At 50.1% G+C, this 14581-nt stretch carries 13 protein-coding genes and 1 pseudogene; 5 read left to right on the top strand and 9 right to left on the bottom strand.

Annotated features, from left to right (window positions below):
• Positions 1-89: 89 nt before the first annotated feature.
• From rbr to JCM12259_RS10950, 7 genes are all read right to left on the bottom strand, one after another.
• Positions 90-632, bottom strand: coding sequence for a rubrerythrin (gene rbr / locus JCM12259_RS10925; RefSeq protein WP_025066484.1), 543 nt, complete (start codon positions 630-632; stop codon positions 90-92).
• Positions 633-726: 94 nt separating this feature from the next.
• Complete coding sequence (locus tag JCM12259_RS10930; protein WP_051559351.1) at positions 727-1791, bottom strand: asparaginase; 1065 nt, start codon at positions 1789-1791, stop codon at positions 727-729.
• 74 nt (positions 1792-1865) lie between these two features.
• The gene (locus JCM12259_RS10935) at positions 1866-2873 is read right to left on the bottom strand and encodes an iron chelate uptake ABC transporter family permease subunit (protein ID WP_025066486.1); all 1008 of its coding nucleotides are present in this window, start codon (positions 2871-2873) and stop codon (positions 1866-1868) included.
• A gap of 204 nt (positions 2874-3077) precedes the next feature.
• Entirely contained in the window at positions 3078-3242 is a 165-nt protein-coding gene (locus JCM12259_RS17410; protein ID WP_234396600.1) for a hypothetical protein, read from the bottom strand.
• A gap of 44 nt (positions 3243-3286) precedes the next feature.
• Positions 3287-3976, bottom strand: coding sequence for a hypothetical protein (locus JCM12259_RS17415; protein WP_234396601.1), 690 nt, complete (start codon positions 3974-3976; stop codon positions 3287-3289).
• Positions 3973-4713, bottom strand: a complete 741-nt coding sequence (locus JCM12259_RS17420) for a hypothetical protein (protein WP_234396602.1) — start codon at positions 4711-4713, stop codon at positions 3973-3975. Before JCM12259_RS17420 ends, JCM12259_RS17415 begins: the two co-directional genes overlap by 4 nt.
• Positions 4701-4907: a hypothetical protein gene (locus tag JCM12259_RS10950; protein ID WP_025066487.1), complete on the bottom strand. Its 207-nt coding sequence runs from the start codon at positions 4905-4907 to the stop codon at positions 4701-4703. Before JCM12259_RS10950 ends, JCM12259_RS17420 begins: the two co-directional genes overlap by 13 nt.
• Before the next feature lie 527 nt (positions 4908-5434).
• Here JCM12259_RS10950 and JCM12259_RS10955 point away from each other — a divergent pair.
• The 5 genes and pseudogenes from JCM12259_RS10955 (at position 5435) to JCM12259_RS10985 (ending at position 12911) form a co-directional block, all read left to right on the top strand.
• Positions 5435-6562 carry a porin gene (locus tag JCM12259_RS10955; RefSeq protein WP_025066488.1) on the top strand — a complete coding sequence of 376 codons (1128 nt, stop codon included), beginning with the start codon at positions 5435-5437 and terminating at the stop codon, positions 6560-6562.
• Between the two features lie 115 nt (positions 6563-6677).
• Positions 6678-8878, top strand: a pseudogene (locus tag JCM12259_RS15210) (sodium-translocating pyrophosphatase).
• Positions 8879-9340: 462 nt separating this feature from the next.
• Positions 9341-9637 (top strand): hypothetical protein, encoded by a 297-nt coding sequence (locus JCM12259_RS17425; protein ID WP_234396603.1) that lies wholly within the window; start codon positions 9341-9343, stop codon positions 9635-9637.
• Between the two features lie 32 nt (positions 9638-9669).
• The gene (locus JCM12259_RS15915) at positions 9670-10266 is read left to right on the top strand and encodes a GLPGLI family protein (RefSeq protein ID WP_051559345.1); all 597 of its coding nucleotides are present in this window, start codon (positions 9670-9672) and stop codon (positions 10264-10266) included.
• Positions 10266-12911, top strand: a complete 2646-nt coding sequence (locus JCM12259_RS10985; RefSeq protein WP_051559347.1) for a TonB-dependent receptor — start codon at positions 10266-10268, stop codon at positions 12909-12911. The genes JCM12259_RS15915 and JCM12259_RS10985 overlap by 1 nt, the downstream gene beginning before the upstream one ends.
• A gap of 54 nt (positions 12912-12965) precedes the next feature.
• Here the strand turns inward: JCM12259_RS10985 and JCM12259_RS10990 are convergent, their stop codons facing one another.
• Positions 12966-13655, bottom strand: coding sequence for a queuosine precursor transporter (locus JCM12259_RS10990; protein WP_025066494.1), 690 nt, complete (start codon positions 13653-13655; stop codon positions 12966-12968).
• A 305-nt stretch (positions 13656-13960) separates the two neighbouring features.
• On the bottom strand, positions 13961-14581 hold a 621-nt coding region (locus tag JCM12259_RS16800; RefSeq protein ID WP_025066495.1), incomplete at its 5' end, for a DUF6261 family protein.

The raw sequence follows: 14581 nt of genomic DNA on the forward strand, positions 1-14581 counted from the left end.
GTTCCCCTTGTTTGGGAAAGGCAGAAATGAAAACAGGACAGAGGAATTTCATCTCTGTCCCGTATAAACGTTCTAAAACCGACCGAAGATCAATAGTTCGTGGCACGCAATTCAAAGAATGCCTGCGGATGTTTGCATACCGGACACACTTCGGGAGCTTTCTTGCCAATAACGATGTGGCCACAGTTTCGGCATTGCCAAACACAATCGCCATCGCGCGAGAATACCACTTCGTCTTCGATATTTTTCAACAACTTGCGATAACGCTCCTCATGCGCTTTTTCGATAGCCAGCACGCCGCGGAATTTGCGAGCGATTTCATCGAATCCCTCTTCTTCGGCCTCCTTAGCCATCCGCTCATACATGTCGGTCCATTCATACGCCTCGCCAGCTGCTGCCTCCTTCAAGTTCTCCGGAGTAGATTTGATGTCACCCCCTTCAAGATACTTAAACCACAACTTGGCATGCTCCTTCTCATTCTCAGCTGTCTCCAAGAAAATAGCGGCAATCTGCTCGTAACCGTCTTTCTTAGCTTTCGACGCAAAATAAGTGTACTTGTTGCGTGCCTGGCTTTCGCCTGCAAATGCTTCTTGAAGATTCTTCTCTGTCTTCGTTCCTTTTAATTCTTTCATAATGTTTCTGTGTTAAATGTTTCCTATTTTTGTCTAAATGCGGCGCAAAGATACGGCTTTTTTACGGAGCCGACAAATATTCTTTGGATATATTTCAAACGGTCATCTCGCCGGCGATAGAGTCTTCCATGCATGTCCGGATCCTACGGCTATCCGTATAGCGGCCTTGGAGATACATCAGCTTGGTTACTGCCGCCTCGACCGTGCAATCGCGACCGCTCACGATGCCCATATCCTTGAGCTGATAACTCGTGTCATAGCGCCCCATTTCGACATATCCCGACACGCATTGACTGATATTGACGATGATCACGCCGCGCTCGCTGGCCTCTCTGAGCAGCTTGATGATCCACGGAAACTGTGGGGCATTGCCGCTGCCGTAACTCCGCATCACGATGCTCCGCAACTGCGGCACTTCAAGCACATGGCGGACGATGTTGTCTTGCATACCCGGGAAGAGCGAAAACACCATCACATTAGGATCCATCGCTGTGTGAGGAACCATCGCACGGCCGAAATCGGGCGTATGAATATTATGGTAGTGAAAGTTGAAGTTGATACCGGCATCGCACAGATGAGGATAATTAAACGAATCAAAGGCATTAAAACCATCAGAACTTTGCTTCGTCGACCGATTTCCCCGCAACAGCTTACCGCTGAAATAGATGCACACTTCGGGCACCACCGCCCTTCCGTCAGGATGACGGAGCGAAGCAAACTCAATGCTGGTAACGAGGTTCTCCTTTCCATCCGTGCGGAGCTGTCCGATGGGCAACTGGCTTCCCGTAAGAATCACGGGCTTGGTGAGATTCTCCAACATAAACGATAAAGCCGAAGCCGTATAAGCCATCGTGTCGGTCCCGTGCAGAATAACGAAGCCGTCGTATTGCTCATAGCGTTCGGATATGATATTGACAAGCTGCGCCCACAGTCGAGGCGACATGTCACTCGAATCGATCGGCGGTGTGAATTGGTAGACATCCACCTTTGTCTTCACCTGCCCAAGCTCGGGAATACAAGACAACAGATGATTGAAATCCAGCGGTTCGAGCGCGCCGGTTATCGGATTCTGCCCCATGCCGATCGTTCCACCGGTATAAATCAACAGCACTTGATCCGTGGGATTGATCCGTTGAGCATTCTTTGTTTCGTCATTCATACGCATTATTGTTTATAGGCTTTCGACGTGCAAATTTAATCTAATTCTCCTTGATGACCAAAGAAAATTATAGTTTATTGGAATCGCCCTTTCACGATCACATAGATAATAATGGGCGCGCCGATCAGAGGCGTCACAGCATTGAGCGGAATCGCACCGTCGGCAGGCAAACTGCAAATGAGATTGCACAGCAATGCCGTGGCTGCACCCACGACCACAGTCGCAGGCAACAGCAAGCGATGATTCTCGGTGGCTAAGACAAGACGCGTGACATGCGGGACGGCCAGACCAATAAAAGCAACCGGACCGCAAAAAGCTGTGGTCGTAGCAGTCAGCACGCCCGTAATGACCAACAGCTGATTACGCACGCGAATCGTATTCACGCCCAAATTCTCTGCATATTCCTCGCCCAACAGCAACGCATTCAACGGCTTGATCATCGCCAACGAAGCTAAAAGTCCAGCCATAATAACAGCAACAAAAACGGGCAACTGACCCATCGAAACACTGCCGAAGTCGCCCATCCCCCACATGATATACGACTTAACTCCCTCTTCGGTGGCAAAGAAATTGAGTAGCGACATCGCCGAAGCACTCAAATAACCGATCATCAAACCGACGATCAACAACATCACGCCGTTGCGCACAAGCGAGGAAAACAGAAAGATAATGCCCGTCACCGCCATCGCGCCGGCAAAGGCAGAAACCCAAACAGCCAAGAACCCCGACAGATCCAGCATTCCAATGCTTACGCTTCCGCCCAGCAGCAACATGACTACCGCCACGCCGAGCGCTGCGCCGCTCGTAATACCAAACACCGAAGGACCGGCCAACGGATTGCGAAACGCCGTCTGCAACATCAATCCGCTCACAGCCAATGCTGCTCCGCACAGCATAGCCGTGACACCCTGCGGCAGCCTCGACTCCAATACAATATAGCGCCAACTCGCTCTCACCCCATCTTCGCCCACAAGGATAGCCCCAACATTTGCCAACGGAATCCGAACAGCCCCCGCCATGAGGTTGAGGACGAAAAGAACGACAATGAGTGCAGGCAGCGTGATCAACAACGATTTACGCATCATTCATTTCTCTATTTGCGCACAAAATTACACTTTTATGCTGCCAATCCTGCCGAAAGCAGCAGATAAATAATGGAAATATAAAGCGCAACGAATTGCCACCTACTCCACTTGGATGTTTCGCTTCAATCAAAAGAGTTCGATATAAGGCTTGGGATAAACCTTATATCGAACTCACAAGATACGGAAGGATTCAGCGTTGGATCAACGGAATTTCATGCATTGCATTCCTGACTCGCGCATGCTTCGGTGCACTCCCACATGTGTCCGTTTGAACGTGAAATTGAATGCGCCGTAATACATTTGGCCATCGGCCGTCTTGGGCAGCGCATAGCAAGTGGAAGTCCAATACTGTCCTTCGAGTCCCATGCCTCTTCCTGTTCCCTGCCTGATCTCTCCGAAGAGATAATTGTCTATTGCGGCAGATAGAAGTAATTGGTTGTATTGGCAGGGGGTGTCTGCGGGATACCTTTCACCCTAAATGGGAATTCCTTCTGCATGGCTTTCGTGCCTTGACGATAGTCTTTACCGTTAAAAGATTCTTTCAGTGCGCTGGGACTTATCCCACCGTTATCAGATGCGATGGCATACGCTTTTTTGAGCCACAGTCCACCTTTATACAGATGTTTGAGTGCGGTCCAGAGCTTGACATCATCCCAATGCGGATCACCTTTATGAATATACCAAAGTATTTCGTTGACGTTGGGGCAATCTTTTGCCACGTGCGTAGCCTGTCGTGTTCCGAGGCCGTTCATCAGCGTCGTGTTGAACCAGCGGTTGTGACTGTCGCTTGCATTTTGAGGGTAGTTGGGATTAGGCAGATCGCCATTGAGTGCGGGCTGCACATCTTCAAAGCCCTGCCAATAGTGGTTCACTGCGTCCCACATATACGCCTTAGCATCGTAAGGCTCTACGTCTAAGCGTGACTTGACGTCATAATAAGTATTTTCCCGATAGTCAAACGTACCGTATTCGTCGGTGATAACACCATCTACGCCGGTCTGAATATCTTTGACATAATACTTGACGGAGAGCTTGTGCTTTCCGGGTGCGATAACCATAAAGGCACTGTTCAGCTTGCTGTCTGGTGCATTGTTCTTCAACGGGAACCCATGGCTATAGCCGGCTGCCTTATTGATGTGGAGCGTGATGGTTTTCTGGCTTCCTGCACCAACGAGCTATAAGCTACGGGGTCGAGTGTATAGGCCCCGGCGATGTTGTTGTCTGAAACCACCTCTATCTTCGTGATATAGGTGCTGACCAGCTGATGGCTGGTGTAAGGCAGGAAGCGGAGATAAGAGGCTTTATGGTTGAGATCAAACTTGAATAAGCCATTTCGCTTCTTAGCCACGCCCATACCGCAGTCGCCCGACACACCGAAATGGTCGGTGTTATTGGGAGCCGTCTGTGTTTGCTCGGCAGCGATGGTTACCTGGTCGTTATGTCCTTTCTCACCGGGATAGTAAACCAGATATGCGCTCTTGGTAAAGTCGCTGCTGGGCAAATCAAAGTCAAAGTTGGGTTTCCGAGGTCCGGGATTGGTGTTGCTGATCTTTCTGAAAGCATTGTGGTCATCTCTCACGTAGATATAGTCATCTGCCTCCCAAAAGAATTTGCCTTTGTCCCAGTCCATCGATGTGCGTGTAGCTGCCTCGCCGTTATGAGCTATCGAGATAAAAGCACCTTGCCCGGCATACCCTTTGCTTGCGGCTTCTGCCTTTTCGGTCTCCGGGGTGATGTCATCGCTTGAGCAACTTGCCGCGAATGTCAGCAGAGCGGCAGCGGCAAAGCATTGTAGAATCTTCGTCGTTGTCATCGTCATCGCTTTTAATCGTCCCACAAGCTGCTTTCTTCTTCGTCACCGGAATCGAGAACACCTGCTTTGGCACCATGAGGTACTGTGCCGCCACTGCCTCCGCCACCATGTCCACCTGATCCCGGACTACCAGCCAGAATTAAACTCTCTGTTACAGCGTATAGAACACTGATTTGCGGCTTTTCATAAGCACTGTTTGTTACTTGATTTTTTCTCATTGTCATGTAATTTAAGTGAATAAATATATGTTATTTAGAATTGGAGTTTCTGGCCAAGGGATATAAAAAGTTGAACAAAGGAACTCTCGTGAGTCCTTTGTTTGATCAAGTTTCTCCTCTATCTGGTGGCAAGCCATACGCGCGCGCGTAGGCGAAGATACAGAAGTCGCTAGTAGATGTTGTGTGTGTGTGTGTGTGTGTGTGTTAAGACTTTTTCTGAGATATGCAAATATAAAGCGTTAAAAGATGTAAGAGAAATAAAGTCTCTTTGAATCATGTTATTGCCGCTGTTTATATTTACCCTTTTTACCATCTCTAATTTATCAATTGCCATTAATTACCCATTGACGGCGACAAAGGTAGCCATATTATCTTGTTTCACCAAATATCGTGGAAAGAAATCGCAAATTATCTCCACTTTTTATGGTTATAAGTGATTGAATTACATGAATCTCCTTGATTCCTATGCACGTTTCGACATTTTTTCGTAAGTTTGCAAGCGAAAACCTAATTAATACGACATCAGTATGAAAAAAAGAACAGTCTTAGCACTATTAACCTTGTTAACGCTCCAAATGCGTGCGCAAGAAACGAAAACAACATGGGTAAACCATGTGAAACTATCGGGGTATGGCATCGTGCAATACCAATATGTGGGTACCGACGGAGCAAAATCCAATTCCTTTAACCTGCGTTTGGGGCGCGTGTCGCTTGAAGGACGGATCTTGAATGATTTCTATTGGAAAGCACAAATTCAATTCAATGGCAACACGTCTACGCTGGGAAGTTCGCCGCGACTTGTCGATCTGTTCGCCGAATGGCAGAAATACGGAGCTTTCCGCGTAAAGATCGGCCAGTTTAAACTACCCTTCACCTTTGAAAATCCCATGCACCCGCTGGATCAAGGGTTTATGAGTTACAGCCAGAACGTAACGAAGCTGGCAGGATTCTCTGACCGTTCGGGCAAACACCCTTCTAACGGGCGCGACATCGGTGTACAACTGCAGGGCGACTTCTTAAAGAACTCCGGTGGAAGAAATCTGCTGCATTATCAAGTCGGCGTGTTCAATGGTCAAGGCATCAATGTAAAAGACGTGGATCAGCGCAAGACCGTGGCCGGCGGTGTTTGGGTGATGCCGGTCAAGGGCATGCGCATCGGTGTCTTCGGAATGGAAGATTCCTATGCCCGCAAAGGAACTTGGACGGATGAACAGACGGGGGCTGCGCGAAGCGGTGTACGCAGTCTGAGCCAGCATCGTTTTGCTGTGAGTGCTGACTATAAGACGGTGTCGGACTACACGTTCCGAACAGAATATATCCACAGCACGGGTAGTGCATTTCAAAAAGCACTCACCAAGACCGACGGTGCCGAGGCTAAGGATTGCACACTCTCTGCCGATGGCGACAAGGCCGACGGCTATTATGCTTTGGCCATCGTGCCGATTATCAAGAAGCAATGGCACGTCAAGGCACGTTATGACTTATACCGCCCCACTGGTGATTGGGCCAAAGCCAAGACTTTCTATGAAGTGGGAATGGACTATGAGTTCGGAAAGAACTTCATGATCAGCGGCGAATATGCGCTTGTCAATGATCGCAGTCTTGTCAAGAGCAATTACAGCATCTTAGATGTGCAAGTGAGCTTCCGATTTTGATGAAACAATAAGGAGGAAGTCGCACAAAAGAAAGTAGCAAACAATCGAGAGCAGCAGACTGTTTCCCGATGAGAATACAAAGATTTCATAACTCAATAACTTAAAAACTAAAATGATGACAGGCATTCCTTTTGTTTTTTGGCTTGTCCCGATAGCTCGATAGTAGCCCTGTGTACGGCATACTATTTCTTCAGTCAGATGATGCAGACGGACGAAGGTAGTCCGCGAATGCGAGAGATCGCCGACCATGTGCGCAAGGGCGCCATGGCTTATCTGAAACAGCAATATCGGGTGGTGTTGATCGTATTCATCGTACTAGCCGTGATATTCGCATTGATGGCCTATGTATTAAAGGTGCAGAATCCATGGGTGCCAGTAGCTTTCCTCACAGGCGGTTTCTTCAGTGGACTTGCAGGATTCTTCGGAATGAAAACGGCAACTTATGCTTCCGGGCGAACAGCCCATGCAGCACGCGAAAGCCTGGATAAGGGGCTGAGGATCGCTTTCCGAAGCGGTGCCGTGATGGGATTGGTCGTCGTGGGGTTAGGTTTGCTCGACATCGCCGGCTGGTTTATTATTCTCAATTTGGTCTACCACGGCGAGAATGCCGCCCTAATCACCATTACCACGACGATGCTCACTTTCGGTATGGGAGCCTCTACGCAGGCTTTGTTTGCGCGTGTCGGCGGTGGAATCTACACCAAAGCAGCGACGTGGGTGCTGATCTTGTGGGCAAAGTGGAAGCGAATATACCCGAAGATGATCCGCGCAATCCAGCCACCATTGCAGACAACGTGGGCGACAATGTCGGCGACGTGGCAGGAATGGGAGCCGACTTATATGAAAGTTATTGCGGAAGCATTCTCTCCACGGCTGCGCTGGGGGCTACAGCTTTTGCGCTCAACGGCGACATGCAGCTACGTGCTGTCATTGCCCCGATGATCATTGCGGCCGTCGGAATCTTCCTCTCACTGATCGGCATCTTCCTCGTTCGCACCAAAGAGGGTGCCACCATGAAAGACCTGCTCCACTCGCTGGGCGTGGGTACCAACGTGAGTGCTTGTCTCATCGCCATTGCCACCTTTATTATATTATACCTCCTGGGAATCGAGAATTGGCTCGGCATGTCTTTCTCGGTCATCAGCGGTTTGATCGCGGGTGTCATCATTGGCCAGGCGACAGAATTCTATACCTCGCAAAGCTACAACCCCACACAGAAGATTGCCGAAGCCTCGCAGACTGGCTCTGCCACGGTGATCATCAAGGCATCGGCACCAGCATGATCAGCACCTGCATCCCAGTGCTTACGATCTCCGTAGCAATCATGCTCAGTTATCTCTGTGCCAATCGGTTTGATTTGTCGATGAGTGCCCGATCCATCAGCATGGGGCTTTACGGCATCGGAATCGCAGCCGTAGGTATGCTCTCAACTCTGGGTATCACACTGGCAACAGACGCTTACGGACCAATTGCCGACAATGCCGGAGGAAATGCCGAGATGAGCGAACTAGGCCCAGAAGTCAGAAAGCGGACCGATGCGCTCGATGCACTCGGCAACACCACAGCCGCAACAGGAAAAGGCTTTGCCATCGGCTCGGCTGCATTAACGGCATTGGCTTTGCTGGCTTCCTATATCGAGGAAATCAAAATAGCCATGGCACGTGCCACGGCCTCGGGACATCAGTTTGTCGATGCCATGGGGCGTGTTTTCCAACCCGAGACTGCTCCATGCCCGACTTTATGGAGTTCTTCCAGGTTAATTTGATCAACCCGCGAGTCTTGATCGGTGTCTTCATCGGCGCCATGGCCGCATTCTTGTTCTGCGGACTGACCATGGGAGCCGTAGGCCGCGCCGCAGCGTCTATGGTCGAAGAAGTGCGACGCCAGTTCCGTGAAATCAAAGGAATCCTTGACGGGAAGGCCACGCCCGATTACAGTCGATGCGTGGAAATCTCCACCCGCAGCGCCCAACGTGAAATGATCTTCCCCTCGTTCCTGGCCATCATCATTCCCATCGTGGTCGGTATCGTCTTAGGCGTGGCCGGCGTCTTGGGATTGCTTGTCGGCGGACTTGCTGCCGGCTTCACTCTGGCTATCTTTATGGCCAACGCCGGAGGAGCCTGGGACAACGCGAAGAAGATGGTGGAAGAAGGCCACTTCGGAGGCAAGGGCAGTGAATGCCACAAGGCGACCATCGTCGGAGATACGGTCGGCGACCCGTTCAAAGACACGAGTGGACCCAGCCTCAACATCCTGATCAAACTCATGTCGATGGTCAGCATCGTTATGGCCGGTCTGACAGTTGCATTCATCTGATCCACTCGGCATCAGAAACGAGAATCCCCGCAAACCCAACCAATGGTTTGCGGGGATTCATCATGATTCATCCCACACAATAGGCCTCCTCTCAACAACTCCTATACCTGTCGGGCACAGCCATACGAGTAGTGCCCGTCTACTCCCATACTTCTCATTTGGCAGTATAGCGCTTAATATTCTTTCCATTAAACGTTTTCCGCTGTAAATATCATTTATCTGCAACAGATTCCTCTCTTTTACTTGTTGTTTTTATCTGTATGATTCATGTTCCCCCATATCGAATAATATTTTCCTCATAAATGCTTGCCGAATTTAAAATTATTCTCTATCTTTGTCACGTCAATTGAAAATTTTTAGTCTCCTTAGTTCCCCTTAGCCCCCTAAATTAGGGGGTTGAGGGTTTGAACAAGAGAGAATAGACAATTGCAAGTTGATCATTTAGAATTGACAATTGGGGAATTGAGAGACGATAGCAAGAACAAAGATAAACACATCGCCTCCGGCGTGGTAACTTTACTTGAAGTCTTCGCCTGCACACACATCAGGCTCGTCTGCTCCTCTCGTGATGTTCGTAACTCAATCATGTATCTATATGGTAAAGAAAATCACATGTTTGGCTATCTCGTGTATAGCTTCTTTTATTGTTTATGGGCAGACCAAAGACAGCGTCGCATCAACGCTGTTGGTTGCGACTATGATTACACGTGCCGCACTTCAAACGCACAGGGTGAGAACATAACTGTGAGCTATGGCTAACCTTGCAAGTGGCCAAAGACATGGCGTGCACGATGGGGCGGAAACACCACGGTGGAGAAAACGACAAGAGCGAGCAACTGCTCTACGTGCCAACCACATGGCAGAACTATCCACAGGGAAAAACGACATCAGTAGAGATCATTCCGCCTTACCGGTATCTTACCACTGAAAAGATGGTAGAAACGAAATGGAAGCTATTGGCCGAGCACGATACCATTTGTGGGCTGTCTTGTCAGAAAGCCCAAGGCAACTATGGCGGCAGAGCATGGACGGCATGGTTTGCCGAGAGTCTGCCTACCCGGTTTGGACCATGGCGACTGAATGGATTGCCAGGACTGATTCTACGGGCCATATCGGAGGATGGCATTCATCGTTTCGAGTGCAGCAAGGTGGAACAAGTCAAGGAGGCTATAACATACAGTGTGCCGGAGGACGCCGAGAAATGCTCGCGGGCTCAGTTTGTGAAGTTGCGCAATCGCATCTTCGGAAATCCGAACTATGCCTCTAATCCGACCTATTATATCAAGCCCACCGAGATACAAAGCATGACAGTCATGGACGGAACGGTGATATTGGGTAGCGTGCCGATAGATATGAAGCCGGCGAAGTTCCAACCCTTAGATTATTGATGCCCTATGGCAGATCCTTATTGCTCATCGTCTGCCTGACACTAAGTTTGTCGTCTGCCTATGCCCAGACCGATATGAGTATAAGCGGACGAGTGCGTTGCGGCCGAACATTCGTAGACGGTTGCATGGTGGTCTTGCTTCAGCCTTCCGACTCGAGCATGGTGGCCTACACCATGACCGACAAGCAAGGTCGCTATTCGCTGCATGCCGTCACCGCACTCAGCGAATTATTGATAAAGGTTACCGGTTTTAACGTCAAACGGCAGCTTGCGCACATCAAAGCCTGTTCGCAAACGCTCGATTTCAGTGTAGAAGAGGAAAACATGGTGCTACGCGAGGTAGTGGTAAAGTCGCGTAAATTGTGGGGAAACCGGGACACGCTGAACTACCTTGTGTCGGCCTACACTCGCGATCGAGATCGCACCATAGGCGATGTGTTGCGCCAGTTGCCCGGTATCACGATTGAGGATAACGGAGTAATAAGGTATCAGGGTACGCCCATCAATCATTTCTATATCGAAAACCTCGACATGCTGCAAGGGCGTTACAACTTGGCCACACAAGGCGTCAAGGCCGAAGACGTGGCTACGGTGCAGGTGATGGAGAACCATGAGCATGTGCGCGCACTGCAAGACCAAACGCCCACCGAGCGTGCAGCCATCAACCTGAAACTAAAAGATAAGGCTAAGGGCGTATGGACCAAGACCGCCGATTTGGGAGCTGGTGGTTATGCCGACGGACCGTTATGGGACGCCACACTCCAAATGATGTATCTCGGTAAGTCCAGACAGCACATGATGCGTTACGGTGGCAACAATGTTGGGCGCGACAACGATGCGGGTACGGTTCATTACGGCATCCCCGCAGCGGGTGGTTCGCGTATGGTCGATATCGTGGGGCACGGTTCGCCGCCTGTGGGAAACGGTATGTTCGGCTACCGCCATGGCTTAAACCTCAACAATTTGGTGAAGTTCTCAGATCACGCAACGCTAAACTACAACTTCAATTACAGCCACACGCTCTTGCATGGCAATTCCTTCTCGCGAACAACCTACCTTTTACCGGACGGCTCCGAGCGTCTGCTCACCGAAGACATTGCCGATCGCAACCATACCAATTCCGCTCACCTACAACTCATCTACGAGAAGAATGCCGAACATCGGTTTCTCAACAATACACTCTCAATCTTTGGCCAATGGAATAAAGGGCGGGGGAATATCCTTTCAAATAATTTAATCAATTCTTTCTTACCGGGAGGAACAGGCGGAACTTCTTCCGTTTCACAGGTCTTGCACTACCGCTCGTTGGAAATAACCAATCGCACCCGCTTGGTGCTTCGCACGCCCAAAGGCGGTGGTTTTGAATGGACAAGCACTAACAGCATGTCGTCCACTCCGCAAGCACTTGCCATTGGTGGTAGTATGGCTGCTCGTCAGGATATCGACCTTACCTCTATCTCTACCCTCAATGGGTTCGAAATGCTTCGCGACCTTCGTTCCCACAACTGGACACTCTCGGCATCGGCACATCTGAACGCCACCTATACGACACTGAACTCACGGCTAACTCATCCCGATGCGCCGACTGCTGCTCATGGTGACATGGGCCACTTGCATGGCGACATGAGGGTTGGACCGATTGTGCAATATGTCAACGGCACATTCCAATCCGCACTTAGCTTTCCGATAGACCTAACCTACACCAGGCTTGACAATGCCAACATGCCAGACGAGCAAACCGATGCCAGCCGCTTGCGCCTATACCTACAACCCTCGTTGTCGTTGACATGGAAAGCTACCGGTAAGTTCACGTTCTACGCCAATGCAAACTACTCTGCCGATGAAACCACATGGAGGAAGCTGTTCACAGCCAGCGTGATGCAAAACTACCGTAGCCTGTCGCGCTATCGTGCCACGCTGAATGATAGCTACCATGCAGACGCCCATTTCAAAGTGTCGTTCAAAGATATCTTCAATAGCATCTTTGCTCATCTTGAAGGTGGATGGAAGCGTTCGTGGAGCAATGTCGCTTATGGCACGACGCTTGATGCAAAGGCGCATTCCGTCGTCGAGGCCGCTTATATGCCCAACCACAGCAGTCGATACACACTGACTGCCTATGGCCGCAAGGACATCGATTGGCATACCATTCAAATGGAACTGTCGGTCACAGGGTCACGCGGTGAGAACGAGATGTTGCGCCAGTCAGTGCTCACAACATACCGTACCACAAATTATATTCTGCACGGCACATTGGCTTTTGACCTCATTAGTGGTTGTCGCATCAACTATCAAGCAACATGGCAACGCAACCGTTCTGTCTCTGCCAACCATGTCCTTACTTACGGTGAATTTAGTCAGCGTGGCCAGTTCAATCTGCGTCTGGTGCCTTCACGCCTTTTTCTCAACCTACATGCTAGCCATACTCACAACAAGAGTTTGGCGTCTGGGAAAAAAGATTATGTATTTATTGGTGCAGGCTTGCAATTCAAGTGGTCTAAGCAAGTGGAGCTAAACCTTAATGGCGACAACCTCACCAATATCCATACCTACACCACCCATTCACTTGGCGATCTGGAAGAAACTTACACCGAGTTTCACCTACGCCCTCGTTCAGTCATTCTGACGGCACATCTCTATCTATGATCTTTCTGGCGCATCCCTCACTTCGAGTACGATGCGCCAGATTACGGCCTTACCTCAAAGCGTCAAGAGTTTAAACACATTATAGTTCATGCCATCATCATAGACATCCTCGCCCTCGTGCGCCTTCACCTTGCGCACAACACGGATGGTGACCGGCAAAACGATGATTTCATAAACGGTCTTGAGCATCACCTGCCACAACATCATGGCCGGCAACTCGTTCAAAGGAATCACACCGTAAAAGGCCAGGGGGAAGAAAATCAACGAATCGGCTCCCTCGCCGAACACCGTGCTCAGAATGGCACGAGCCGAGAAATTGCGCCCCTTCGACGAAATCTTCATCTTGCTCATCACATAAGCATTGATGAAAGAACCCGTCAGAAAGGCCACAAACGAAGCCGCAGCAATGCGCGGAGCCAAACCAAACACGGCGTGGAAGCCTGCATCATTGGTCCAATAAGGTGCACCGGGCATGGCATCGCAGATCGCCCCCAGCGACACAAAGAAGAAGTTCATCGCAAACCCTGTCCAGATCAACAGGCGCGCCTTGCCATAGCCCCACACCTCGCACACGCAATCATTGATGATGTAAGACACGGGAAAAACCAATAGTCCGCCGGTGAGACTCATACCCAATAACGAGATCTGCTTTGTTTCGAGCACGTTTGCCGCAATCAGGCAAACGCAGAAGAGTATGCTGAAAAGCATGAACAGCACACTCACTTTGTTCTGTTTTTGTTTCATTGTCTTGTTTTTTAAGAGGTTTGTCAAGCACTCTATGGGCATAGCCCATTCTTAAAAGTCTGCAAATATACAAACTTTTGCCGAAATACATGCAAGAAGACGCCATTTCCATCTCCCTGCCCTCAACAGTCGCCCCCATATATGTCCCACGCCCGCCCCCGCATGGGAGAAGTGATTTGGTAATCGCAACCGAAATCGACATAAGAAGTGATTTTGGTAACGCACCAACCATAAAACAAAAAGGGAATGCCACCTCTCATTTGGTTTGGCATTCCCTCTCATCTTCATGAATATTGATCACCTTTTCACTCTTTCACTTCTTTCAGCTCATCCTTCTCGCGCACAACCCACATCGTACGCTTCAGGTCGGTGGTGTAAGCCAATTCATAGAGCTTCTTTTTGCCCGAACCCTGCGTCTTGCCGGTAAAGACGAGCACATTGGGAGCGATGCCGTTGGCTTCTTCAAACTGGCGGATCAGCGGGGTAAGCTCTTTGCGAAGCGCTTCGGTTTGCTTGTCGGCGCGCGCTTTGTTCGTGGCCGCGCGGTTGGCTAACAACGTGTGACGATTGTCGACCACGGCATTGTACTCGTTGATGAGGGCCGTAATTTTCGCGCTGGGTTCGAGGTCGTCGAGCGAATCGATGCGGCGCAGCACGGCGTTGAGAGCCGCGTCGGTGGCGGCGCGCAGGGCTTTGATGTCGAACGTGCCGGTGGGGATCGTCTTTTTGAAACGAGCCTGGAAGCATTTGTCGAAGGCGGCGTTGGCGGCTGTGAGGCGGGTCACGGCGCCTTGCAGATTCGTGCGGCCGACGCTCACCTTGGCCTCGGGCGTGTTCAGATCGGTGAGCAGGTTTTGAATCATGGCCGTCTCCTTGGCGTAGTTTTGTGCGGCGGTGTCGGGGTAGCGATCGAGGATGTCGCGCAA

This window comes from Hoylesella enoeca JCM 12259 (assembly GCF_000613405.1).
In the GTDB taxonomy this organism is placed as follows: domain Bacteria; phylum Bacteroidota; class Bacteroidia; order Bacteroidales; family Bacteroidaceae; genus Prevotella; species Prevotella enoeca.

Bases quoted from the DNA above. Each gene is read 5' to 3' on its own strand.
- rbr (WP_025066484.1), bottom strand. From the start codon at position 632: ATGAAAGAATTAAAAGGAACGAAGACAGAGAAGAATCTTCAAGAAGCA.
- JCM12259_RS10930 (WP_051559351.1), bottom strand. From the start codon at position 1,791: ATGAATGACGAAACAAAGAATGCTCAACGGATCAATCCCACGGATCAA.
- JCM12259_RS10935 (WP_025066486.1), bottom strand. From the start codon at position 2,873: ATGCGTAAATCGTTGTTGATCACGCTGCCTGCACTCATTGTCGTTCTT.
- JCM12259_RS17410 (WP_234396600.1), bottom strand. From the start codon at position 3,242: ATGGGACTCGAAGGACAGTATTGGACTTCCACTTGCTATGCGCTGCCC.
- JCM12259_RS10950 (WP_025066487.1), bottom strand. From the start codon at position 4,907: ATGAGAAAAAATCAAGTAACAAACAGTGCTTATGAAAAGCCGCAAATC.
- JCM12259_RS10955 (WP_025066488.1), top strand. From the start codon at position 5,435: ATGAAAAAAAGAACAGTCTTAGCACTATTAACCTTGTTAACGCTCCAA.
- JCM12259_RS15915 (WP_051559345.1), top strand. From the start codon at position 9,670: ATGGGGCGGAAACACCACGGTGGAGAAAACGACAAGAGCGAGCAACTG.
- JCM12259_RS10985 (WP_051559347.1), top strand. From the start codon at position 10,266: ATGCCCTATGGCAGATCCTTATTGCTCATCGTCTGCCTGACACTAAGT.
- JCM12259_RS10990 (WP_025066494.1), bottom strand. From the start codon at position 13,655: ATGAAACAAAAACAGAACAAAGTGAGTGTGCTGTTCATGCTTTTCAGC.